This is a genomic window from Flavobacterium dankookense (genome assembly GCF_004362665.1).
In the GTDB taxonomy this organism is placed as follows: Bacteria; Bacteroidota; Bacteroidia; order Flavobacteriales; family Flavobacteriaceae; genus Flavobacterium; species Flavobacterium dankookense.
In genome coordinates, this window is record NZ_SNXR01000012.1 from 285237 (window position 1) to 309032 (window position 23796).

Genomic DNA, 23796 nt, shown 5'->3' on the forward strand with positions numbered 1-23796 from the left:
TTTACAAAAACTTCTTCATGCTTTTTCAATTTGGCTCGTACAGTTCGCTTTTACTTATTTCCTTTACACAAGGGATAATTTACAGTGTTTTATTGTTAGTAAAAGCCATGCGAACTGAGAATAAATCTAACTATTGGTTAAGTCTTTTCATCTTTTTATGTAGTTTGTTTATTGCGCCTTGGATGCTTGGTTTTGCAGGTTGGTATGATAATCAACCCTACAGAGATATTCTATTTTACTTGCCTTTTCAGCATTTATTCTTTTTGGGACCAATTATCTTTTTTTACACCCAAAGTTTATTAAATCCAATTTTTAAACTTACAAAGAAAGATTTTTTACATTTTTTACCTGGCATTTTATACTTAATTGTGATGCTCAGTTTTTGGATTTATGATAAATTTATTTTTAAAGGATATTATTTTTACGAAGATCAGACAGATAAAGATTTTGATAATTGGTATCAATACTCTGGTTTTATTTCGATGACCATTTATTTTGGTTTGAGTTTGAGATATTATTTCAAATACAAAAATCTTATTGTTCACGTTGCTAGTAATGCTGATGAGTTATTATTCAAATGGATTAGAAATTATCTTTTTGCTTTTTTGAGCATGATTTGTATCCGATTGACTTTTACTATTGCGAGTATATTTTTTCCAGTTTTGGACTCATATCAAGGTACTTGGTGGTTTTTTCTGATATTTTCTGTTGTGTTGTATTATATTGCTGTTACTGGTTATAGTAATGCTGTTATTTCAAAAATTGCATTTAAATTATCGGTTCTTAACAACAACCAACCGATTTATCTTCTATCTTCAAATAGTGTATCGGAAGAAGCTGTAATTGATATTGAGCACGAAACATTTGAAGAAATAAATTCACCAGAAATTAACCTTTGGAAATCTAAAATTGAAACCTTACTTCAAGAAGAAAAACTCTATCAAAATCCTGAACTAACGCTCACTGATTTGGCAAAAAAACTTGAAACTAATGCTTCGATAATTTCCAAAACCATTAATCAAGGTTTTCAAATGAATTTTAATGATTGCATCAACAACTATAGAATTGAAGCTGTAAAAAATAGTTTTACTAATGGCGAACATAAAAAATCTACTTTATTAGGAATTGCTTATGACTGTGGATTTAATTCCAAAGCCACTTTTAACCGTGCGTTCAAAAAAAATACTGGAAAAACACCTAAAGAATATTTGTTAAATAGTTAAAATAAATCATGAATCAACTACTTGTTAATTTAATTGCTGGCTCAAGTTTACTGATTGCTCTTTTAATTTTTTTGAACCCAAATAAATACAACATAGCAGGAAATAGATGGTTGAGCTTATTTATTTTTTGTATTTTTTTAATGAATATTGATGAATTTCTTTATTATAATAATTTAGATTTTGTTACTGTAAAATTTTATGTTTTTTCAAGATATTGTATTGTTCCTATTTTTTATTTTACCATTATTTATTACATAAAACCCAATAAAAAATGGAAACCAATATACTTTTTGCATTTCATTTTTGGGTTGCTTTTTATCATTTTTGAACAAAACTCCACACAAATTGTAAACGGCAATATGGTAATTAGCAAAACAGTTTCTTCAAGTTTCTTACTATATTTTAATCAGTTTTTGATGTATATCGTTTTGCCTTCACAATTTATAATCTACTTCTGGCAATGTTTTAAAGAAATTGAAAAACACAATCAAAACATAAAAAATTTCAGTTCTAACACCGAGGGAATTGACTTAAAATGGTTAAAACATATTTTATATATCATCATTAGTTTTTCATTTTTCTTTGTAATATATATTTTTACTCAAAGCGCTGTTATGATTAATACGCTTTTGCTTATTAGTTTACTTTTTATTGGATATAACGCAATGAGGCAAAAGGAAATTTTCCCCTTTTCTGATAGTTCTAAAAAAGAAATAAAAACCATCATCAAACAAGAGAAAAAGAATAATTCTTCGAAAAAACGTAAAGCATCTGATGACGATTATAAGTTATATGAAGCACTTTTACACTTGATGGAAACCGAAAAACCATTTCTAAGTTCAGATCTTTCGCTTTTTAGTTTAGCAAATCAACTCTCAGTTTCTGCTCATAATTTGTCTTTTATAATAAATGAATATAGTGGCGAAAATTTTAATCAATTCGTAAATCGATATCGAGTAGAAGAAGCCAAAAAAATGATAGTAAACTCAAAAAACAATCATTTGAGTATTTTAGGTATTGGGTTTGAAGTTGGTTTTAATTCGAAATCTGTTTTCAATACAACATTTAAAAAACTAACCAACCAAACTCCAAATGAATTTAAAAAAGCTAATTCTAGTTAAAAAAATTAGTCCTAAATTATAAATTAAAACCTTTTCAGTGTGATAATGTTGCAGTTTTGTGTAAAATAAAATTGCGACATAACTGGTTTCAAGAATTTCCAAATTTAAATTTTGTGATCTATACTTTTAATCAATTTGTGATGTAATTCTACAAAACAATCAACCACAAACTGAACAATGAAAAGACTACTTTTTTTTTCTTTATTATTGGGTACAACTCTTTTTGCTCAAGCTCCCAAAAAACCAATTGAAATTTTAGTGATCGGAACCTATCATTTTAATAATCCTGGTCTTGATGTAGCCAAATTTAAAGTTTTGGACATTATGGGCGAAAAACCCCAACAGCAATTAGAAGAAATTTCAACTGCCATTGCTAAATTCAAACCAACCAAAATTTTTACTGAATGGGAACTCAAAGATCAATTAGCTTTAGATACCTTATATAACAAATATCAAGAAGGAACTTACTTTGATTATGTATCCAAAAAATACCCGAAAAGAAAATTTTACACACACAATGAAATTGTACAATTAGCTTTTAGAACAGCCAAAAAAGTAAATCATAAAAAAGTATATGGAATAGATTATCAAGAAACAAGCTTTGATTTTGATAGTGTAATGAAATTTGCAGACAGTATTAGGCTTCCAAACTTTAAAAAAGAAGTGATGAATGATATCAAAGTAATTGAAGCAAAATCAAACGTCCTTTTTGCGGAAAATGATCTTTTAAAATGTTTGTACTACTATAATAGTGAGGAACTGAGAAAAAGTGACATTCCTTGGTACGTTGCGAAAATTAACGACTCAGATAAATTAGGTACATATATTGGTGCCTATTTAGCTTCCGAATGGTACAGAAGAAATTTGTACATGTTAGCTAATATACAAAAACAAACCGAAAGTTCAGACAATAGAATTATGGTTTTGGCTGGAGCAAGTCATATTGCAATGTTTTTAGATTTATTAAAACACGATTCTAATTATAAAATTGTGGAATTGAAAGAAGTTATGGAAAAATATAAATAACTATGAAAAAAATCATCTTTCTCTTACTATGTTTTACATCAATAGTAAACGCTCAAGAAATCAATAAAATTGATATTCAAAAATCGGCAAAAACATTCAAATTAGATACATTAAAGCTAAAATTTTCTGGAGAAGGGTTCAGTTTTTTAAAATCAGAAATAAATGCCAATCATTTTTTTTTATTGGGCGAATATCACAATTCTAATTTAGTTTCAAAGTTTACACAAAGTCTTTTTCCTGAACTGAAACAGTCAGGTTTCAAAGTTTGGGTAACTGAAATTAGCCCTACATCTGTAAACAAACTTAATTCGTTTTTAAACTCAAAAAATTATTTAAAAGAAATTACAGCTTTCAATACAAAATACGGAAAAAATAACAATCCAATTCCTTTTTTTAGTTCTAAAGCCGATTTTGAGATGTTGCAAGAATCAAAAAATCAAGATTTTCAACTGTGGGGAATCGATCAACATTTTTTTGGTGGATTTCAATTTGTTATGGATGATATTTTTAACGGATATGATGCCAAAACCAAAGAGGAAAACAAAACGATAATTGCTGATGCCAATAAACCAAATGGTGATGCGGCTTTCAATAAAATATTTGACCTTTCTAAAAACAAATTAGCACCAACAATAAAACAAGAAATGCTAGCTTCTATTGCTATTTATACAGATTATTCTAAAGGAAATTATTTTTTAAATAACACAGTTCGTTCAAAATTAATGAAAACAAATTTTTATAAATATCACTCAGATTTTTTAAAAATTAATAAAACCGATCCTAAAGTATTTGTGAAATTGGGTAGTAATCATGTTGCAAAAGGATTATCTCCACTTGGTATTGCCGACTTCGGGAATGCAATACAACAACAAGCTGAACTCAAAAACAAAAAATCATTACATATACAGTTGTGTTACCGATATGAATATGACAATAAAAACAACTTAATTGATGGGCTAGAAGCTGGCGATTACCCAATTGAATTATTAGAATTGTATAATGAAAACGAATGGATAATTATAGATCTGCGACCATTTCAATCGAAACTATATGATTTACAATTAAAAAAAGATGCCAAAATAAACCTTTCCAAAAAAATGATAGATTGTATTAACCAATTCGATGTTTTGATTTTATCACCAGAAAAATATAAATAACTATGAAAAAAATAATCATTTTATTGCTAATATTTCAATTTACATTTGCTCAAATTCCGCATTTATCAGGCGAAATTTCTATTTCTATTAAAAACGGAACTATCGAAAGTAATCTAGAATATTCAAACGTTCCTAAAATTAAAAATTATAGTCTTTGGTTGAATTCAGGGCTAAATTTAAGATATTTAAGAGACGCTGAAGACAAATTTAATTATCCAAATATTAAGTATTATGATGATGAAAAATCAGCAGAAGCTTTTCAATATTATATACCTGACGGCGATATAAAAATTCGATTATTACCCGAAAAATTTAAAATAAACTATGTCGGCAAATTTCCTGTAATAAGTGATACACTAAAAGCAAATAACCGAGGCGACTGGAAAGGTAATATTGCGTTTAACGGAAAATCCATTCGTGCAACCGAACAATCTGCATGGTATCCAATAATTTATGATATTGATAATGATGTTGTAGCAAGTAAAGTTACTTACGATTTAACAGTAAACTGTACGGATTGCAGTACCATATATTTGAATGGTTCTGCACCAAAAAAAGGCGATTCAGTTAATTTTAAATCCAATCAACCCATTTCATTATTGCTCTTTGCAGGAATATTTGACTTCACTAAAAATAAAAATACTTTTTTTATCAATACTAATTTAAAACCCGAACAAGAAACAGTTTTATCAAATTGGACAGATAAAATAATTAAATTTTATGAAAATAACTTAAGAATACCCTACGGTAATCATGTAACTTACTTATATACAACACCAATTTCTAAAAAAAATGCTTGGATGTTTGTTACCTATCCAACAGTTGCCATAATTGGTCCAGAAAAATATAATGTGAAAAGTTATTTTTCTGACAAAACGAACGAATTAAACGACGCAGCCAATATTGAATATTTTGCACATGAACTCGGGCATTATTATTTTGGAACAGTTATAGAACCTAATTCTGAATTAAGGTGGATTTTTCTAGAAGGAATTACAGAATATTTAGCATTGCAAACAATTAAAGAAGTTTTGGGAGAAAATAATTATAAAAGAAAAATAGCCGAATATTTGGTTGAAGTAAAAGAATTAAATCCAAAACCATTATCGATAATAAAAAACAATGAAATTAGTGAAAGCTATCGTTATTATTATGTACCACTTTTATTAACGGCTTTAGAAAAAGAAATAGGCAAAGAAAAAGTTTGGAATTGGTTACAAACCATTTTAAAATCTGATAAAACTACAAAAACTGATTATGCTTTTTTTAAAAGTTCGATCATTAAAAGTGGTATTTCTGAAAATGATTTTTTAAAATTTGAAACCAAATATATCTTGACTGAAAATGCTAAAGAAAATGTAATTAAAGTTGTAAAATAAGTTAAAATGAAAAAACTAGATTTAACAAAATTAACCACACAAGAACTATTTGAAGAAGAGAAAAAAAAGAAATAATCAAGAAATATGCAATAAATAAATTAATTGTATAAAATAAAAAAACTAGGCTTCATAAAATTATCCAATGAAAGAATTACAACTTGAATTAAATAAACGAATATTAATCCAATAAACCATTAAATATGAATATTTTAGAAAATTTGAAGTATGTGCACATCTTAGCAGGAAGTCTAACATTAATTTGTGGAACAATTGCTATGTTTTCAAAAAAAGGACAAAAAAACCACCGCCTAGCGGGTAAAATATTTTTTTGGGCAATGGCAGTTACAACTGCTTTGGGACTCAATGCAGGAATTTTTAAACCAGGATATGAAATCTTTATTCCAATTGCAATAATAAGTTTTTATCAAGTGGCTTCCGGCTACAGAATTTTGTATATAAAAACATTGCATAAAGGTCAAAAAGCGCAAATAGTAGATTGGATTTTGGCTATCGGAATGTTCGTTACCTCAAATGTTTTTATTTATATGGGCATTGTAAATATAAGTATTGATATTTTTTATTCGATTGTGCTTTTTTCATTTGCTACAATAGGACTTTACTGTTCCATAGTTGATATTTATCACTTTACAAAAAAACCAACAAATAAATCGTATTGGCTTTTTATTCATATTTTTAGAATGTCGCATGCGTTTATTGCAGCGCTAACAGCTTTTCTGGTTAATAATTCTAAGTTATTTCCGTTTTTACCTCAAGTATTACTATTAATAATTCCGATTGCTATTGGGCAACCAATTATAACTTATACTATTTGGAGTTATCGCAAAAAAATGGCAAAAGTTGCTTTGATTAATAAAACTGTAAAACTTGATCAATCATTTACAGATTAATAATTTACCAAAAATAATTTTATCAAATTAGATAAAAGCTATATTTAAACCAATTATAATGAAAGAACCACATTTCCTAAACAAAGTTTTCGCTTCAAGCGGAATAACGCAAGAAGAACTAAAAATCATTCTTCCAAAGTATAAGAAAGTTATTATTTCAAAAAATGATTATCTGCTTAATCAAGGAACCATCGAAAAAAAATATTGGTTTGTTGAAAGTGGTTTTATTCGCTCTTATATAATTGATACTGAAGGAAACGACATCACTTTTAACTTATATGCCTCTGGTGATGTAGTTATTGATTATCCTTCGTTTTTCTTTCTTTTTCCAACAAGAGAAAACATTCAAGCATTAACTGATTGTGTTTGTTGGGAAATTGATTTTGCCTCCTTTCAAGAATTATTCAACTCCATATCAAATTATAGAGAACAACAACGAGGATTACTTGTTGGAAGTTACTTTGCCCTTAAAGAACATAGCATTTCACTAATTGCAGACCAAGCAAAAGAACGTTATTTAAAACTTTTAAAATCAAAACCACACATTGTTCAAAATGTATCATTAAAACATATTGCCACATTTTTAGGTATTACTGACACATCATTAAGTAGAATTAGAAAAGAAATTGCAACTGAATAGCACTTCTTGTCATATGGCAAGATTTAATCAATTACATAAGTAGAAATTTGCATCAGTATTAATCAATTAAATAAATCAAAAAATGGAAAATTTACAAGAATTTATGTTGCTTTTTAGAATGGAACCAAGCAACGAAGAACCAACTGCAGAGCAACTTCAAGAAATGGGTCAACAGTGGGGAACTTTTATTGGCACCATTGCTATGCAAGGAAAATTAGTAAGTACACATCAATTAGGTTTTGAAGGAGTTCAAGTTAATCACGACCATCAAACTCATGATGGATTTGTAATGGCCAATCAACAAATGATTGCAGGAAATATGGTTTTGAAAGCAGAATCTATTGAAGTTGCAACCGAATGGGCAAAAAAATGTCCTATTCTTTTTATGGGCGGAACTGTAGAGGTTCGCAATGTAATACCAATGAACTAACAAATTAATAATTTAAAAAATGAAAAAAATGATAACTTATATACTTATTGCTCTTGTAATATTTATTGGATTTGGATTATATAAAGCTAGCGGTTTACAATCTATAGAAATAGTTACATCAACTACAATAAAAGGATCTAAACAAGATGTTTTTAATATGGTGAAAAACTTAAATGATTTTCCAAAATGGTCACCTTTTTTAGTGCAAGATCCATCTCAAAAATATGAAATCAAAGGAACAAATGGAACTGTCGGTTCGCAATTTCATTGGGTTGGCAATGGCGGAAAAGATGTAGGTTACCAAGAAATAACCAAAATTGAAGAAGGCACGTTTATTGGAAAAAAGTGCGATATTAAAAAACCTTTTGTGGCTAAACCAACCTTTGAATATAATTTTACTGAAACTCCTCAAGGCATAACCGTAAAAGAAACTTTTAAGTTGCAATCAGGATTAATAGACGCATTGTTTTTATGGATTTTTGGTGCCAAAGCCGAAATGATTAAAACCAATCAACAAGGATTGGATTTGTTGAAAAAAGCGGTAGAAACTAAAAACTAAATAGACATGGACAAAACAGTACAAAAAATGATTGAAAACCTGAAAGAAAAAACAGGTCATTCGCTTGACGAATGGAAAAATATAATTGCAAAACAAAATATTGTAAAACATGGCGAAATTGTGAAATTTTTAAAAGAAAGTCATAATGTAACACATGGATATGCTAGTGAAATTGCCTTAAAAGTATTAGGTTCAGATGCCGATTCTTCGAACGATGCAACAGCTTTTATCGAAGCTCAATACAAAGGAAAAGAACATTTAAAACCTTTTTACGACAAGATACTAGCAGAAATTGAGCAATTTGAAGGCGATTTCAAAATTGACCCAAAGAAAACTTATGTAAGTTTGAAAAGAAAAAAACAATTTATTATTTTAAATCCAGCCTCAAAAACGCGTTTCGAAATTGGTTTTAACTTAAAAGGAGTTGACCAAAAAGGCAAACTAGAAGCCGAAAAACCGAACGGAATTTGCTCACATAAAGTTAATTTGAGTGATTTGTCTGAAATTGACCAAGAGGTAATTAACTGGATAAAAATGGCTTTTGAAAATGCTGGATAAAACTGAAATACTAATCCAACTTAAGAAAAATAGGTTGGATTAGTTTTACCATAATCAATTGTAAAGTAACAATCTGACTTTTAAATCGTCAGTATAAATACATCACTTAATCAAAAAAACATGAAAACTATTTTAAATTTATTTGGGTTGTTTCTAGCAATTTCTTCTTATTCCCAAACGTATGAAGAGCAACTAAATAAAGCTGGAGAGGCTTTAGGAAAAAAAGAGTATTGTACTGCATTACCTTTTTTTAAAGATGCTTTCAAAGACGAAACAAAAATTGGAACTTATGATTATGCCTATGGTTCGGTTGCAGCAGCCAATTGTAATGAAGAACAACTTGCTTTAGTTTGGTTAAAAAAAGCATCCGAAAAAGGTTTTGGACAAAATAATGGCGAAATTGATTTTATTGCATCAGATCCAAGTTTTGAAAAGTTACATAATTATAAAGAATGGAATGAAATAATTTCTTCCATTAGAAGTGCTTTGGCGGAAAAAAATGCGATTCAAAAAAAGAAAGATGACAATTGGCTTGCTGAAATAAATAACAATAAAATTAATTTCAAAACAAAAAAAGCCAAAGCAGGTTTTGCTTTATACTTTACAAAAGTAGATACTATAAATGTTCCGTTTTTGGTATATGTTCCTAAAAATTATAATCCTAAAATTGCTACAAAAGCTATTGTTTATCTGCATGGTGGTGTTGTAAATACTGATAATTTTAATTATCAAAACTCTGATTTAGCAACAGGCGAACCCATTTTTGCAGTTGGCGAAAAATTTAATGCTATCATCATTTATCCATTCGGAAAGAAAACTTTTGGTTGGGTAAACCAATTGAAAGCCTTTGAGAATGTTAATTCAATCGTAAAACAAGTTCAAAAAACTTATAACATTGATGCTAAAAAAATCTATTTAGGCGGAATGTCAAATGGTGGTTCAGCTACTTTTTGGTTTGCCTCACAAAAAAACAATATATACAAAGCATTTTACACATTTTCAGCGTTACCAAAATTAGAAATCGATGAAATCAATTTTTCAAATATCACAAAACCTATTTTTTCAGTACATGCCAATGATGACGATTTGTATAAAACAGATGAGATAAAAAAACTATATGAAACTCAAAAATTAAATGCTAAAAACTGGAATTTTGAAACAATAGAAAATGGTGGGCATGGATTTATTTACCAACCAAATAGTAAAGAAATTATAGAAACTACTTTTAACAAGATGCTTGAAAAAAGAAAAAATTAAGATTCTTATTTATATAAGATCTTTAATTAAAAATGAACAATATTAGCAATAAACTTAAACTAAGCATCACTCTTTTCATCATCAGATTGTTGGTTGTTTTGTTAATGCCAAATATAACACTTCGTTTAAACAAAGTATCAAAAGAATTTATATAAACTATTTCGACTTCAATACTTAAATTAACTACCTTAATAAATTTAACTCTTTTTATGTTTATTAGTATTCATAGTGTTTTATTATAGCTCAATTGTTTGGCTTAACGGAATAGCTGCAGGTATGCAAGTTTTTTAGAAATAACAACTAGAACACAATCATGGAAAAACAATTAATTACAATTTTATTATTTTCAAGTTATTTAAATTTATAAAATCAAAGTTTCAATCATCAATCATCAATCAAATGAAATTCATTTTCAAAATACTTTTACTCATTTTGTTCTCCAATAAAATGCAATCTCAATCAAAGGTTTTTTCTATTGAAGAAGCTCAAAAAAAAGGAATTAGTATCGAAAAATTAGATTTAGAATACAAATCGGCTGTTCACTCTGACAGCACAAAAGCTGTTTTCAAAACTGAAGCACAACAACAAAAATTACAAGAATCTTACACTAAATTACTTCAAGATCTCGGATCATTTTTGAACAAAAACAACTTCAAATGGGAAAGTAAAACCAAATGTTTTCAAAGAATTTATTTTGCTCCAAATGGTAAAATCGATTATTTTATTTATAATTTCAAATTAAAAAATGTACTTCCAGAAAATCTAATTTCTGAAGAAAAGCAAAAAGAATTTCAAAGATTATTAGAGCTTTTTGTTAAAGAATATACTTTTTCATCAACTGCTTCTGAGCCATTTGCTCAATGTAGCCCAACTTCCTATCAGTAAAAGTATCAAATCATAATCTTTTGTTTTTCAAACAGTATCAAATTACTTTATTTTAAAAACTTAAGTCTCAAATCATAATTTGAAGCGATTGACAATGATTAATGGCGCAATTTTGCCTTATTATTAATCATTAAAAATTCAAATTATGAAAACAGCTATTACATTATTCGCTACTTTATTACTTACTACTTCTTGTGGAGTTTTTGGCTCTTTAAACTCAAATACTTCTATTAAACCAAAAGAAAGTTTTGTTCTCGGAAACAACGAACACGGTTCTTTTAAAACGCATTTAAAAAACGAAGGTGTTACTTTACTAAAAGTGTATCAAGCACCAATTTCTGGCGGAATGCATTCACCAATTTTAATTAAACCGCAAGAAACTGCATTTGTAAAAACAGAAAAAAACACCGCTTTGGTTATTCAAAATACAGGTAATGAATACGCATCGGTTACCTTAAAAGTAAAAGGTGATTTAAATTTAGGTATGACTTACAATAATTAAAAGAGTTTCAATCATCATTCAACTTCAATCACAAAAATCAACTTAAAAAACAATAAAATGACAAAATTAATCATCGCATTAGTGTTGGCTTTAACGTCAACTTTCGCAAACGCACAATTAAAAGGTTCGGGAAAAACTATAACCAAACAGTTCGAGTATAAAAACTTTGACAAATTATCTTTTGAAGGTTTCAATGATAACATTCAAATTGAAATTGGAACTTCTTTTAAAGTAGAAATTACAATGAAAGAAACCAATGAGAAATACATTCAATTTTTTTATGACGAAAAAGAAATGGAATTATCCATGAAAGTAGAGGCAAAAACAGGAAAAGAATTATATGATGAAAGAGAAACATATCAAATTAAAATCACGCTACCTGAAATTTCAGTTATCAAAAATTTCAGTAACAGTGATATCTCTGTAAAAGGTATTGTTGGAAGGTATTTTAGAGTAGAAACAAATGGCAACGGAAGCGTTATTTGCCAAGGATTAATCGACCAACTTGATATTGAAAAAGTGGGAAATGGCGATATTAATGCTAAAAAATTAGTAGCTAAAAATGCTATAATCCAAAACACTGGAAATGGAAATGTGATAGTAAATGTATCTGAAAATTTGCAAGGAAATCTCTCTGGCAACGGTGATATTCAAAACATTGGAAAAGCTAATTTTAATACAAAGTCAACTAAAAAAGGAAACGGAAATTTAATCGTTAATCAAAAATCATGAAACTACTAACTAAAATCACAAAACCCATTTTGTTGCCTCATTGGTCGCAAGATTTATTTTTAATTATTCCACGAATTGTATGTGGTTATTTGCTTGCCTTTAATTTTGGTGCAGCTAAATTTGGAATGCCTTGGTCACCAGCTGATAATAATTTAGGATTTTTTGAAGTTGCATTTTGGTTTCCAAACGATGTGGCAGAATATGGTGGGATTTTTGCCCTTGCTCCGGCATTTTTTGCTTGGATGGGTGCTTTTGCAGAAGCCGTTGGTGGATTGCTATTGTTATTTGGTTTTCAAACACGCATTGCTTCTTTTCTTGTTATGGCAACGATGCTTGTAGCCATGTTTATGCAACAATACAAAGAAGGTTTGTGGATGATGTTGCCAGCCATGGGATTTCTTTGGGCATCAATGATTACTTTAATTCTAGGTTCAGGACGATTTGGAATTGATTATTTACTAACCAAAAACAAATAATAAAATGAATAATACTGTAAAATTAATCGTTGTTGTTTTACTATTTGCATGTACAAGTTGTGTGCAAAAAACCTATAAAAAAACAGTCGTTTTTACTTTAGATGTATCTGAAATTAAAAACGTGAAAAAAGTTGGAATTCGAGGAAACGACAAACCGTTGTCTTGGGATTATGATACCGAAATGAAAGAAATTAAAAAAGATACTTTGTATCAAGTCACTATTACTGGCGAAACGGGTTTTAAATTTACCGAAGTGAAATTTGTTGTAAACGATACTTTCGAATTGCAAAATGAAGACAACAGACGAGTGATTTTTTCTAAAAAAGACACTACTTTTTTCAAAGCAAAATTCAATAAAAGATAAATTTTTTATTCTTCGTTCACATTAATTATTGTTCAATCTACAATCAAAAACTTTTAGTCTATATTTGCAGTACAATTGCTATTGCCCCGAAGTTTCGGGATTGAACTTGATATTGAAATTGAAGCATGAAACACATTAGAAATTTTTGCATTATTGCACATATTGACCACGGAAAAAGTACGCTTGCCGATCGACTTCTTGGTGCAACACAAACCGTTACCGCTCGTGAAGAAAAAGCGCAATTACTTGACAACATGGACTTGGAGCGCGAACGTGGTATTACTATAAAAAGTCACGCCATTCAAATGGAATATAAATACAAAGGTGAAGATTATATCCTAAACCTTATTGATACTCCTGGACACGTTGACTTTTCGTATGAAGTTTCTCGTTCTATTGCAGCTTGCGAAGGTGCGTTACTAATTGTTGATGCAGCACAAAGTATTCAAGCACAAACGATTTCCAATTTGTATTTGGCTCTCGAAAACGACTTGGAAATTATTCCAGTTTTGAATAAAGTAGATTTGCCAAGTGCTAATCCAGAAGAAGTTAGTGACGATATTATTGACTTATTAGGTTGTAAGTTAGAAGATATTATTCACGCTTCTGGAAAAACTGGTTTTGGGGTTGAAAATATTTTAGCTGCCATTATTGAAAAAATTCCAGCTCCAAAAGGCAATAAAGACGAACCATTACAGGCATTGATTTTCGACTCACATTACAATCCATTTCGTGGAATTGAAGTTATCTTCAGAGTTGTAAATGGCGAAATTAAAAAAGGTCAGAAAATTAAATTCATGGCTACAGGCAATGAATATTTTGCTGATGAAGTAGGAACATTGAAACTAAATCAAGTTCCGAAAAACGTCATTTCTACTGGCGATGTAGGGTATTTAATATCTGGAATTAAAGAAGCAAAAGAAGTAAAAGTAGGTGATACGCTAACGGATGCCAAAACACCTACAACCAATATGATTACAGGATTTGAAGATGTAAAACCAATGGTTTTCGCTGGAATTTATCCTGTTGATACCGAAGATTACGAAGATTTGCGCGCTTCGATGGAGAAATTACAACTGAACGATGCTTCGTTGGTATTTACCCCAGAAAGTTCGGCTGCTTTAGGATTTGGTTTCCGATGCGGATTCTTAGGAATGCTACACTTGGAAATTATTCAAGAGCGATTGGAACGTGAATACGATATGACAGTAATCACTACAGTTCCTAACGTTTCGTATTTGGCTTATACCAAAAAAGATCCTGATGCTGCTTTTGTTGTAAACAATCCATCAGATTTACCAGAACCTTCTCGTTTGGACAGAGTAGAAGAACCTTATATAAAAGCTACAATCATTACCAAAGCTGATTATGTTGGAAACGTAATGAGTTTGTGTATCGAAAAACGTGGTGTTATTACCAATCAAACGTATTTGACTACCGAACGTGTAGAATTGAATTTTGATATGCCATTGGCAGAAATTGTATTCGATTTTTACGATCGATTGAAAACGGTTTCTAAAGGTTATGCCTCATTTGATTATTCTCCAATTGGAATGCGTACGTCTAAATTAGTAAAATTAGACGTTTTATTAAACGGACAGAATGTTGACGCACTTTCAGCTCTAATTCACGAAGATAACGCTTATAATATTGGTAAAAAAATGACCGAAAAGCTACGTGAGTTAATACCAAGACAACAATTTGATATTCCAATTCAAGCGGCAATTGGTGCAAAAATCATTGCTCGTGAAACCATAAAAGCCTTACGTAAAGACGTTACCGCAAAATGTTATGGTGGAGATATTTCTCGTAAACGTAAATTACTTGAAAAACAGAAAAAAGGTAAAAAACGTATGCGTCAAGTAGGAAATGTAGAAATTCCTCAAGAAGCATTTATGGCGGTTTTGAAGTTGAATGATTAATTTTTTAGATAAAAAGATAATAGACGAATAGATAATAGACAAAACCCAATGACGAAAGTTGTTGGGTTTTATTACATAAAAAAACAGCTGAGAATTTATTCTCAGCTGTTTATAAATATATATTAATTGAAAATCTATATTTTTCGTCTATTATCATCTGATTGTGTGTCAATCAGTTTGTTGTAAGGATCAACGCCAACTTCAATTGGGTTTTCGTTTACGATGATGGTAACAGAATTGTCTATTTTATTGACTTTTACTTTTTTCAAATACAATTCTTTTTCTGTTTTTTTGTCTTTGATGGTTTGTTCGCCAAATATTCCAATTTCTACATAATCATTCAAAGGATACGACTCAATAGCATACTTTTCACCTTTTTTCTTGTAAGTTAATGTTTTGCCATTTTTGTCTTTAAAAACGCGTTTTCCATCGTCATTTGCTTTGTATTTCGCTACTTCAAAATTGATTTTCACTTCATATTTTCCGTTTGGTAATTTCTTTGAAGTTACATCTTCAATTCTGTTATCATATAGTGTAATTGTTTCAAACATATCGTTGATTACATACTGCAAACTATCTGGAGTTGCAGCTCTTAACTCGTTTACTAATTCAATAGAATTGGTATATGGTGCTTCTTGGTAAGCTACTTTACTAATGTAATTTTTCAAGGCATCATTCATTTTTTTCTCACCAATAAAATCGCTCAATGCATACAATACTAATGAACCTTTATTGTAATGAATATACTGTTGGTTTTCATTATACATCAAGGGTTGTTCTTTTTTCTCTTCAAAAGTTCTTCCTTGTAAATAACTGTCCAAAGCGTCTTTTAAAAATTTACGCATCTGAGATTTGCCATAGGTATGTTCCAAAACTTTCAACGAACTGTATTCAGATAAACTTTCAGAAAGCAATGTTGCACCCTGAACATTAGCTCCAATCACTTGATGTGCCCACCATTGATGCGCTACTTCATGCGAAGTTACTGAGAAAGGAAAATCCACGGCGTCTTTATCTTCATCATCTACAGCAGCAATAAATCCGATGGCTTCAGAGAACGGAATTGTATTAGCAAAGGATTGCGCAAACCCACCGCCAGTTCTAGGAAATTCAATAATACGAACTTGCTTGTGTTGGTATGGACTGAAATTTTTGGTGTAGTAATCTAATGATTTTTTCACACCAGAAATCATTCTGTCCACATTATAATCATGTCCTTTGTGGTAATAAATTTCAATGTTTACATCGTTCCATTTGTCTTTTTTCACTTCGTATTTACCCGAGTTAAAGGCGTAGAAATTAAGCATTGGTCTATCCATTTTATAATGAAAATAATTTCTGCCGTCTTTGGTCCATTTTTTAGTTAAATAACCAGGAGCGATTGCTGTTTGATCGCCAGCTGTGCTAACTGTGGTTTCAAAAGTAACCCAATCCGAATCGTTGCTGATATAGGTGTTTTTTCTAGCAATAGAATCGGTTGGTGATGGCATTCTGTCTTTTGGTTTTAAACCATATTTTTTTCTAACATCATCATCGGTTAATTCGCCTTGATCAGAATAGCCAATACTTGGAAACATCGAGTTGTTTATAAATGTTCCGTTGTAAATTACAGGTGAATTATCAGTAAAAAGTGTGTTTGGTTTGTTCTTTTTTATAAATTTCATTTCAATAGAATCGCCAGGTAGTAATGGTTTTTCTAATTTATAAATGTCGAAATTATAAATAGTATCTTTAGAAATTACTTTGTTTTTTACATTAAAACTAACTTCTGTTTCGCCACTATGATTAATATATAGATTAGTAATGGCAACTTTAGTTTTATTTTTTAAGGTGTACGTTCCTTTGGCAACAAAATTTCGCTCTTCAGGAAATAAATCCATATCTACTTTTATATCAGTAATTCTTGGTTGAGGTAGGTTTTGGTACTTTTTATATTTTTTTTCCCATTCTACCATTTCTTTTTCAACTTCATTTCCTGATTTATTTTCGTTGACAATATTGTCTTGATAATAAATTGTACTGCCAATTGCTAAAAACCCAATTAAAGCGAATAAAGCCGGAATGGCAATTTTAGAAGTTAATCTTCTTTTGGCATCATTAAATCTTGCTTTGGCCGATTGACCAATTCCGCGTGTCCAGAATAGAAGTGTCAAACAGAATAAAACAATTCCTAAGAGCAACCAATAGGTTTTATATAAAAGGTAGTTATTCAAACCATGACCATAACCATTCATGTCGGAATATTCAAAACCTGAATCACTGTTATAGATGAAGATGTCTTGTTCTATTCCAATGGCAGGAAGGAATGATAATCCGATAGAAAGTAGTAATAAAACAAAGAAACCTAACAGATAATTTTTGAAAAGCGTTTGAATAAAAACCGCTAAAAGTGCCCAAATCACATAATGAATTAGTTTAAGTCCGAATAATTCTTTGAGATAATGACCAATTTCAAAATCGTAAAAACCAGAATACATTTGGAATAAAATTCCTGCTATCATGATTACTAAAAGTAATACGATTTGCATTTTGATAATGGCAATAAATTTTGAACCTAGTAAAACCCAGTTTGGAATTGGTGTAGCGTCAATCAAATGGCTCATTCTAGCGGTTGCGCCACGATGAATTAACATTCCTGCAAAAAGGAACGTAACTAAATTTATAAATAATCCAAAAGTTCCACCAGGAATTAAGAGCATTTGCCAAGTTACAGGATAGGTTTCTGTTCCAAAAATAGCTCCAGCTGTTGTTGCTGCAATAAGGATAAACATTAATCCAACGACTAGAATACTGATGAAAACCCAGTTTTTTACAATGAATTTAAAGTCTAAGTTGGATAAACTCCAAGTAGTTTTTAGATTTTGCAAAAACGAATAGTCAAAGTCAACTTTTGGCAAGTTTATTTTTGTAATTCCTCCAAAATTATTTTTTACAATTCGTTCTTCATTTTTACTTTTCCCGATGGTTAAAGCACTTTGTGTAAAAGAAAAATAACGATACATCAATCCTAAAATCAAAAGCGAAACACCAAACCAAAGTAAACGGTTGTAAAGAACAACACCTTCAAAAGGTAGAAGATTGTTGTTTTTTTCATACATCGTCCAATATTGTGTGTAATAATTTAATGCATCAGAGCCAAAAGGTTCAAAAAGTGCAACCATATAGCGATTTTCAGCATCATTTGTAAAACTACCTACAATACTTTGAACAAAAAGAAGTAAAATTACAGTGATGAATCCAACCGAAATGTTTCGAGTAATCGTAACTACTGAAAAAATGATTACACCATAGAAAAACAAATTTGGAATAATGAATATTAAATAACTCTGAACATAAGCTATAAAACGATGTGGACCAAGTAAATCTTCATTTACATAGGGCAAAAAAGACGCTAAAAAAGCTGCTAAACCTACAAAAAGAGTAATAATAACAACTACTAAAAACGAACTAAAGAATTTCCCAAGAAGATAATCTCGTTTTGTAAACGGATAGGAAAATAATATAGAATGCATGTTGTATTTAAAATCTCTATAGACAGATGCTCCAATAATGGATGGCAACAAGAAATAAATAAATACAGTTAATCCATTCAGAATTCCATTTAATGCAATGGGTGAATTGGATATTGCTCTAGAGGATGTTGTAGTTTTAAAACTATCAAAAACACCCAAACTACTTGCCATAATAAGTAATGTTAGCAAGAAGAAAATTCCAGAATATATATAAAAAGCAGGGTTTTTAAACCATCTTTTTAATTCGAAAGTAAATATAGTTCCAAACATATTATTGGTCGTTTTTAAGTGCTACAAAATATACATCTTCTAGTTGAGGTGTGCTTTTTGAGAAACTATCATTTGGTTTTTCGGTGCTGTGAACTCGAATGTTTAATGTATTGTCTTGGTTGTAGTTTGACGAAATCACATTAACTTCTTTTTCATATTTTTCTAATTCTTCACGTTCGATTATTTTGGTCCAAATTTGACCTTCTAATGCTTCAGTTGCAGCTTTTGGGGTGTTTTGAGTTAGTATTTTTCCTCCGTTAAGAATAGCAACTTCTGTACATAATTCTTTTACATCATCTACAATATGAGTAGAAAAAATAACGGTATGATTGGTTCCAATTTCTCTTAAAACATTTAGAAAACGATGTCTTTCCGCTGGATCTAATCCTGCTGTTGGTTCGTCAACAATGATAAGTTTTGGATTATTTAAAAGCAATTGTGCAATTCCAAAACGCTGTTTCATTCCACCAGAATAACCACTTACGTTTTTCATTCGAACATCCCAAAGATTAGTTACTTCTAGTACTTCTTTTACAATTGCTTTTCTATCGCTAGCTGAAGCAATTCCTTTTAATCTGGCAAAATAATCCAATAAATTTTCGGCAGACATGCTAGGATAAACGCCAAATTCTTGAGGCAAATAACCTAGAACTTTTCGCAATGCAATTTGATCATCAAGAACATTGATTCCATCAAAAGTTATACTTCCAGAGTCTGGTTTTTGTAGCGTAGCAATAGTTCGCATTAAGGATGATTTTCCTGCGCCATTTGGACCAAGAAGGCCAAACATTCCTGTACCAATTTCAAGGTTAAGATTATCAAGCGCTTTTACGCCATTAGAATAGGTCTTACTTAAATTATTTATTTGAAGTTTCATAAAATGGATTTTTGTTTTCTAATTGGTGTCAATTTAAGCTTATTGTTACACTTCTTCAAATTAATTTTAACATTTTAGTAAAAAATAAAAAGGAATAAGGTCGTTTTTACTCAAAAACCTATACAACTTTGTAACTTTGCCAACTTGAAAACACAAAATTATGCTAGAAGATAAAACGCCACAACGAACTTCACTTTCTCAATTGGGTGAGTTTGGTTTGATTGAACATTTAACGAAAAATTTCGATGTAAAAAACAACTCAACACTAAAAAGCATTGGTGATGATGCTGCTGTTTTAGATTTTGCAGACAAAAAAGTAGTTGTTTCCACTGATTTGTTGATTGAAGGTGTTCATTTTGATTTATCATACATGCCGTTGCGTCATTTGGGTTATAAAGCGGTTGTAGTGAATGTTTCTGATATTTGCGCAATGAATGCTAGAGCTACACAAATTACTGTTTCAGTGGCAGTTTCTAATCGTTTTCCACTAGAAGCTTTGGAAGAGTTGTTTGATGGCATTGCATTAGCTGCAAAATTCTATAATGTCGATGTTATCGGTGGTGATACAACGTCATCTCAAAAAGGATTAATTATTTCAATTACAGCAATTGGCGAAGCAAATGAAGACGAAATTGTGTATCGAAATGGTGCAAAAGAAGGAGATTTATTAGTGGTTTCTGGCGATTTAGGTTCGGCATATATGGGATTGCAGGTTTTAGAACGCGAAAAGCAAGTGTTTCAAGTAAATCCTAACAATCAGCCCGATTTAGATGCTTATACATATTTGATAGAAAGACAATTACGTCCAGAAGCGCGACATGATATTAAAGAATTATTGTCAAAATTGGAAGTAAAACCAACGTCAATGATTGATATTTCGGATGGATTATCGTCTGAAATCATTCATATTTGTAAACAAAGTAAAGTCGGCTGCAATTTATACGAAGAAAAAATCCCTGTTGATCCTCAGTTTATTAATGTATGTGAGGAATTCAATATCGATTCAACAACTGTTGCTATAAATGGAGGTGAAGATTATGAATTGTTATTCACCATTGCTATGGATGATTTTGATAAGATTAAAGCCAACCCAAATTTTACAGTTATTGGGCACATGGTTGGAGAAAGTGAAGGAATACACCTAATCACTAGAGCAAACACTAAAATTCCGCTAAAAGCTCGTGGATGGAATGCGATGGAAGAATAAAAAAAGCGTCTTATTTTAAAAATGAGACGCTTTTTTTGGTTTTATATAATTCCTTTTTCTTTGGCGGCTTCAACAAGTTCTTCATCAGAGCAATATTCTACGCCGAGAGTAATTTTAATCTTTGCTTTTCTGTTTTCGATACTGTTTGGCGAAAGCGGAATGTATTTGATTAATTCGTTTCCTGGAACACCTTTTGATAATTGGTAAATAATTTGCGTATCAATAGTATCTAAATTATGATCGAAATTTTGTTTGTGACCAATTAGTTTTATAACGGTTTGACTGTAATAGTTTTCGTCGTGCAAGATTCTATCCATCGCAAAGATCAATTCATCAAAAGTAATATCGTTTTTAATGATTAATCCGCTTGGGTTTATGTTTCTTACGATATTGTTTACTTTCTCTGTTTCTGAGTGCATCGTTAGCAAGATAACCTTGCATTCTGGCATTGTTTCGTGCATTAACATGGCTAAATCTTCACCAGATCGTATGCCTTTTTCAGCATATTCTGGCATACTGATGTCAAACATCGCCATTTGAAAATCATTTTTTGGATCGGTAATAGCTTCATATCCAGCTTTGCAATCACCAGCTTGAGTAACGGTGAATTCATAACCTTGTTCGCTATACTTATTTAGTGCATTTCTATATGCTTGAATGATGAAAGGATGATCATCTACAATTAAAACGTTGATTGGGCTTTTCATTAAGTTTCAATTATTTCTTTTTTAGTTTCTATTGGTATTGTTATTATTATGGATGTTCCAGTTCCTTTTATTGAACTAATATCTATTATTCCGTTGCATTCGTGTGTTCTTGAAATCATGTTTTGAACACCTATTCCTTTATTTTTTTTGTTTACATCAAAACCTTCACCGTTGTCTAGTATTGTTAAAACTAAATTTTCCTCTATTTTTTTAAATTCAACGTTAATTTGAGTTGCTTTTGCATACTTATTTATGTTTTGCAAACTTTCTTGAAGCATGCGATACATGTTGATTTTTGTGGTGTTATTTATTTTATCCCATTGTATAGTGTTGTCGATATAATGAACTAATTCTGCTTCGTGTGATGCATTTTGTTCTTCTAGCAAATTTGAAACGATGGAGACAAAGTTATTAATTAAAACTTGTTTTTCTCTATTAAGGTCGTGTGAAATTTCACGAATGTCTTGTTCGATGTTTTTCAACTCTTCTAGATAACCTAATCTTTTCTTTATAGATTCTTCGTCAGTCTTACCATTTAAGCTGTCTAAGTTAAGGCGAGCGCCAAACATTCTACCTAAAACACCATCGTGAAGGTCTCGAGCTATTTTCTTCTTTTCTTCAGTTCTACTTTCGTCGATAATGTTTTGTTGAGAAATTAATAGGTTATAAATATCTTCATTGGCTTTTTGTTGTGCTTGTTTATAAACCAATTCGCGCGTTCTTGCTCGTTGTGCTCTAACAATAAATAACAAGGATACAACAACCATAACACCTAAAAAAACATAAAGTAAGGTTCTGTTTTTTTCTTCTAGTTTACCTTTTTCTTCGATTATTTCATCTGTTTCGAGTTGGATACGAGCGAATTTTTCTTGGGATAAGATTTCTATATTTCTAATGCTATCACTCAATCGGATGTATTCTTTTGAATATGAGGAAGCATTTTTTGTATCAATTAAAGATGCTTGCTTAAGCGCAGGAAGATAATCCCTGAGTGTTTTTTCTTTTTTTGCCAAAGATAAAGCTTCTGTAATAAATCTTTTAGAAGAAGATGTATCTTTTATTTGTCGATAATATTCTGATAAATGAACTTTACTTAAAACAATTAAATTGGGATAGTTTAACTCTTCTCTTATTTTTAATGCTTCTAAAATAAGTTTGTATGCCTTGTCTAAATCACCAACTTTAAGGTAAGAAAAGCCTAAATTATCTAGTAATAAACTGTAAAGTTCAGGATCATCATTTTTTATTGATTTATTTTTTAAACCTGATGAAAAATATTCAATAGATTTAGAATAATTTCCTTTTCTTTGATAAGACAGTCCAATATTGTTCAAACAAGTTTCTCTGTTGAATTGTCCTAAAAGACTATTAGTCTTGCTGATAATGTTTAAACCGTTGTTGAAGTATTGTATTGCTTTATCATAATCTTTGGTTTCTAATGAAGTTAAACCCATCATAACAGAAGTAGCATAAAGATTGTCAATCTCGTTGTTTTTTTTGGAAATTAAATATGCATTATTCAACGTTCTGTCTGCGCCAGTGTAATCACCAGCATCAAATTGAATTATACTTTTATTAATTAAAATAAATGAAAGGCCTTCTTTGTTTTTGAGTTTTTTTAAAATTTTCTCAGATTCTGTATAGTAAATGAAGGCACTATCTGGATTTATTAAATTTTTATAGTAATTTCCCTTAATTCTGTATGCTTGTGCTAAATGAAAACTGTCTTTTGATTTTAAAGAAAGTTTAGCTAATAAATTAGCGGAATTTAAAAAATCATTTTCAAAGTTATTTTTGTATAAATCTTTTGTTAATTCAAACAATTTACCTCGGGTAATTGAATCGTTTTGTTGATTTTTTAAAACATTAAGTGATTTTTTAAAATATTTTAGTTTTTCAGATGACTTTGCACCTTTTCTTTGAGCTTTGATTAAATAGAGTGAAGAACTATCGTTTATGGTTTTTTCAATAGCTTTATTTCCATTAGTGTCATTACATCCAAATGGTAAAAACAACAACAATAAAAAAGAGAAATAATTTTTCAAGACAAAAAATATTTCTCAAATGTACTAAAGACTATTTAA

General features: G+C 30.1%; 22 protein-coding genes. 18 read left to right on the forward strand and 4 right to left on the reverse strand.

The features are described from left to right. Positions 1–17: 17 nt before the first annotated feature. The 17 genes from BC748_RS05415 (at position 18) to lepA (ending at position 15139) form a co-directional block, all read left to right on the forward strand. A complete protein-coding gene (locus BC748_RS05415) occupies positions 18–1223 on the forward strand; it encodes a helix-turn-helix domain-containing protein (RefSeq protein ID WP_133532449.1) in 1206 nt (401 codons plus the stop codon). 8 nt (positions 1224–1231) lie between these two features. Next, on the forward strand, positions 1232–2344 hold the full coding sequence (locus BC748_RS05420; protein ID WP_133532450.1) for a helix-turn-helix domain-containing protein: 1113 nt from the start codon (positions 1232–1234) through the stop codon (positions 2342–2344). Between the two features lie 177 nt (positions 2345–2521). Further along, positions 2522–3370, forward strand: coding sequence for a DUF5694 domain-containing protein (locus BC748_RS05425; protein ID WP_133532451.1), 849 nt, complete (start codon positions 2522–2524; stop codon positions 3368–3370). A gap of 2 nt (positions 3371–3372) precedes the next feature. After that, on the forward strand, positions 3373–4527 hold the full coding sequence (locus BC748_RS05430; RefSeq protein ID WP_133532452.1) for a hypothetical protein: 1155 nt from the start codon (positions 3373–3375) through the stop codon (positions 4525–4527). A gap of 2 nt (positions 4528–4529) precedes the next feature. Then, positions 4530–5906: a gluzincin family metallopeptidase gene (locus BC748_RS05435; protein ID WP_133532453.1), complete on the forward strand. Its 1377-nt coding sequence runs from the start codon at positions 4530–4532 to the stop codon at positions 5904–5906. A 200-nt stretch (positions 5907–6106) separates the two neighbouring features. Beyond that, positions 6107–6814, forward strand: a complete 708-nt coding sequence (locus BC748_RS05440) for a DUF2306 domain-containing protein (RefSeq protein WP_133532454.1) — start codon at positions 6107–6109, stop codon at positions 6812–6814. Positions 6815–6872: 58 nt separating this feature from the next. After that, positions 6873–7454: a Crp/Fnr family transcriptional regulator gene (locus tag BC748_RS05445; RefSeq protein ID WP_133532455.1), complete on the forward strand. Its 582-nt coding sequence runs from the start codon at positions 6873–6875 to the stop codon at positions 7452–7454. 82 nt (positions 7455–7536) lie between these two features. Continuing rightward, a complete protein-coding gene (locus BC748_RS05450) occupies positions 7537–7884 on the forward strand; it encodes a YciI family protein (protein WP_211338547.1) in 348 nt (115 codons plus the stop codon). A gap of 19 nt (positions 7885–7903) precedes the next feature. Further along, positions 7904–8443 (forward strand): SRPBCC family protein, encoded by a 540-nt coding sequence (locus BC748_RS05455; RefSeq protein ID WP_246014005.1) that lies wholly within the window; start codon positions 7904–7906, stop codon positions 8441–8443. A 6-nt stretch (positions 8444–8449) separates the two neighbouring features. After that, complete coding sequence (locus BC748_RS05460; protein WP_133532456.1) at positions 8450–9001, forward strand: DUF5655 domain-containing protein; 552 nt, start codon at positions 8450–8452, stop codon at positions 8999–9001. Between the two features lie 120 nt (positions 9002–9121). Beyond that, positions 9122–10258, forward strand: coding sequence for a dienelactone hydrolase family protein (locus BC748_RS05465; RefSeq protein WP_133532457.1), 1137 nt, complete (start codon positions 9122–9124; stop codon positions 10256–10258). A 399-nt stretch (positions 10259–10657) separates the two neighbouring features. After that, complete coding sequence (locus tag BC748_RS05470; protein ID WP_133532458.1) at positions 10658–11143, forward strand: hypothetical protein; 486 nt, start codon at positions 10658–10660, stop codon at positions 11141–11143. Between the two features lie 145 nt (positions 11144–11288). Continuing rightward, positions 11289–11645, forward strand: coding sequence for a hypothetical protein (locus tag BC748_RS05475; protein WP_133532459.1), 357 nt, complete (start codon positions 11289–11291; stop codon positions 11643–11645). A 57-nt stretch (positions 11646–11702) separates the two neighbouring features. Further along, on the forward strand, positions 11703–12377 hold the full coding sequence (locus tag BC748_RS05480) for a GIN domain-containing protein (RefSeq protein WP_133532460.1): 675 nt from the start codon (positions 11703–11705) through the stop codon (positions 12375–12377). Then, entirely contained in the window at positions 12374–12853 is a 480-nt protein-coding gene (locus BC748_RS05485) for a DoxX family protein (RefSeq protein WP_133532461.1), read from the forward strand. The genes BC748_RS05480 and BC748_RS05485 overlap by 4 nt, the downstream gene beginning before the upstream one ends. Positions 12854–12857: 4 nt before the next feature. After that, entirely contained in the window at positions 12858–13217 is a 360-nt protein-coding gene (locus BC748_RS05490) for a hypothetical protein (protein WP_133532462.1), read from the forward strand. A 125-nt stretch (positions 13218–13342) separates the two neighbouring features. After that, positions 13343–15139 (forward strand): translation elongation factor 4, encoded by a 1797-nt coding sequence (lepA, locus tag BC748_RS05495; RefSeq protein ID WP_133532463.1) that lies wholly within the window; start codon positions 13343–13345, stop codon positions 15137–15139. Between the two features lie 134 nt (positions 15140–15273). Here the strand turns inward: lepA and BC748_RS05500 are convergent, their stop codons facing one another. Both BC748_RS05500 and BC748_RS05505 read right to left on the reverse strand, forming a co-directional pair. Beyond that, positions 15274–18921: an ABC transporter permease/M1 family aminopeptidase gene (locus BC748_RS05500; protein WP_133532464.1), complete on the reverse strand. Its 3648-nt coding sequence runs from the start codon at positions 18919–18921 to the stop codon at positions 15274–15276. Between the two features lies 1 nt (position 18922). After that, complete coding sequence (locus BC748_RS05505; protein ID WP_133532465.1) at positions 18923–19798, reverse strand: ABC transporter ATP-binding protein; 876 nt, start codon at positions 19796–19798, stop codon at positions 18923–18925. 160 nt (positions 19799–19958) lie between these two features. On the opposite strand from BC748_RS05505, the gene thiL reads away from it, so the two are divergent. Further along, positions 19959–21005: a thiamine-phosphate kinase gene (thiL, locus tag BC748_RS05510; protein ID WP_133532466.1), complete on the forward strand. Its 1047-nt coding sequence runs from the start codon at positions 19959–19961 to the stop codon at positions 21003–21005. A 41-nt stretch (positions 21006–21046) separates the two neighbouring features. Here the strand turns inward: thiL and BC748_RS05515 are convergent, their stop codons facing one another. After that, on the reverse strand, positions 21047–21712 hold the full coding sequence (locus BC748_RS05515) for a response regulator (protein WP_133532467.1): 666 nt from the start codon (positions 21710–21712) through the stop codon (positions 21047–21049). Beyond that, positions 21712–23757, reverse strand: a complete 2046-nt coding sequence (locus tag BC748_RS05520; RefSeq protein WP_133532468.1) for a tetratricopeptide repeat-containing sensor histidine kinase — start codon at positions 23755–23757, stop codon at positions 21712–21714. The genes BC748_RS05515 and BC748_RS05520 overlap by 1 nt, the downstream gene beginning before the upstream one ends. Between the last annotated feature and the right edge of the window lie 39 nt (positions 23758–23796).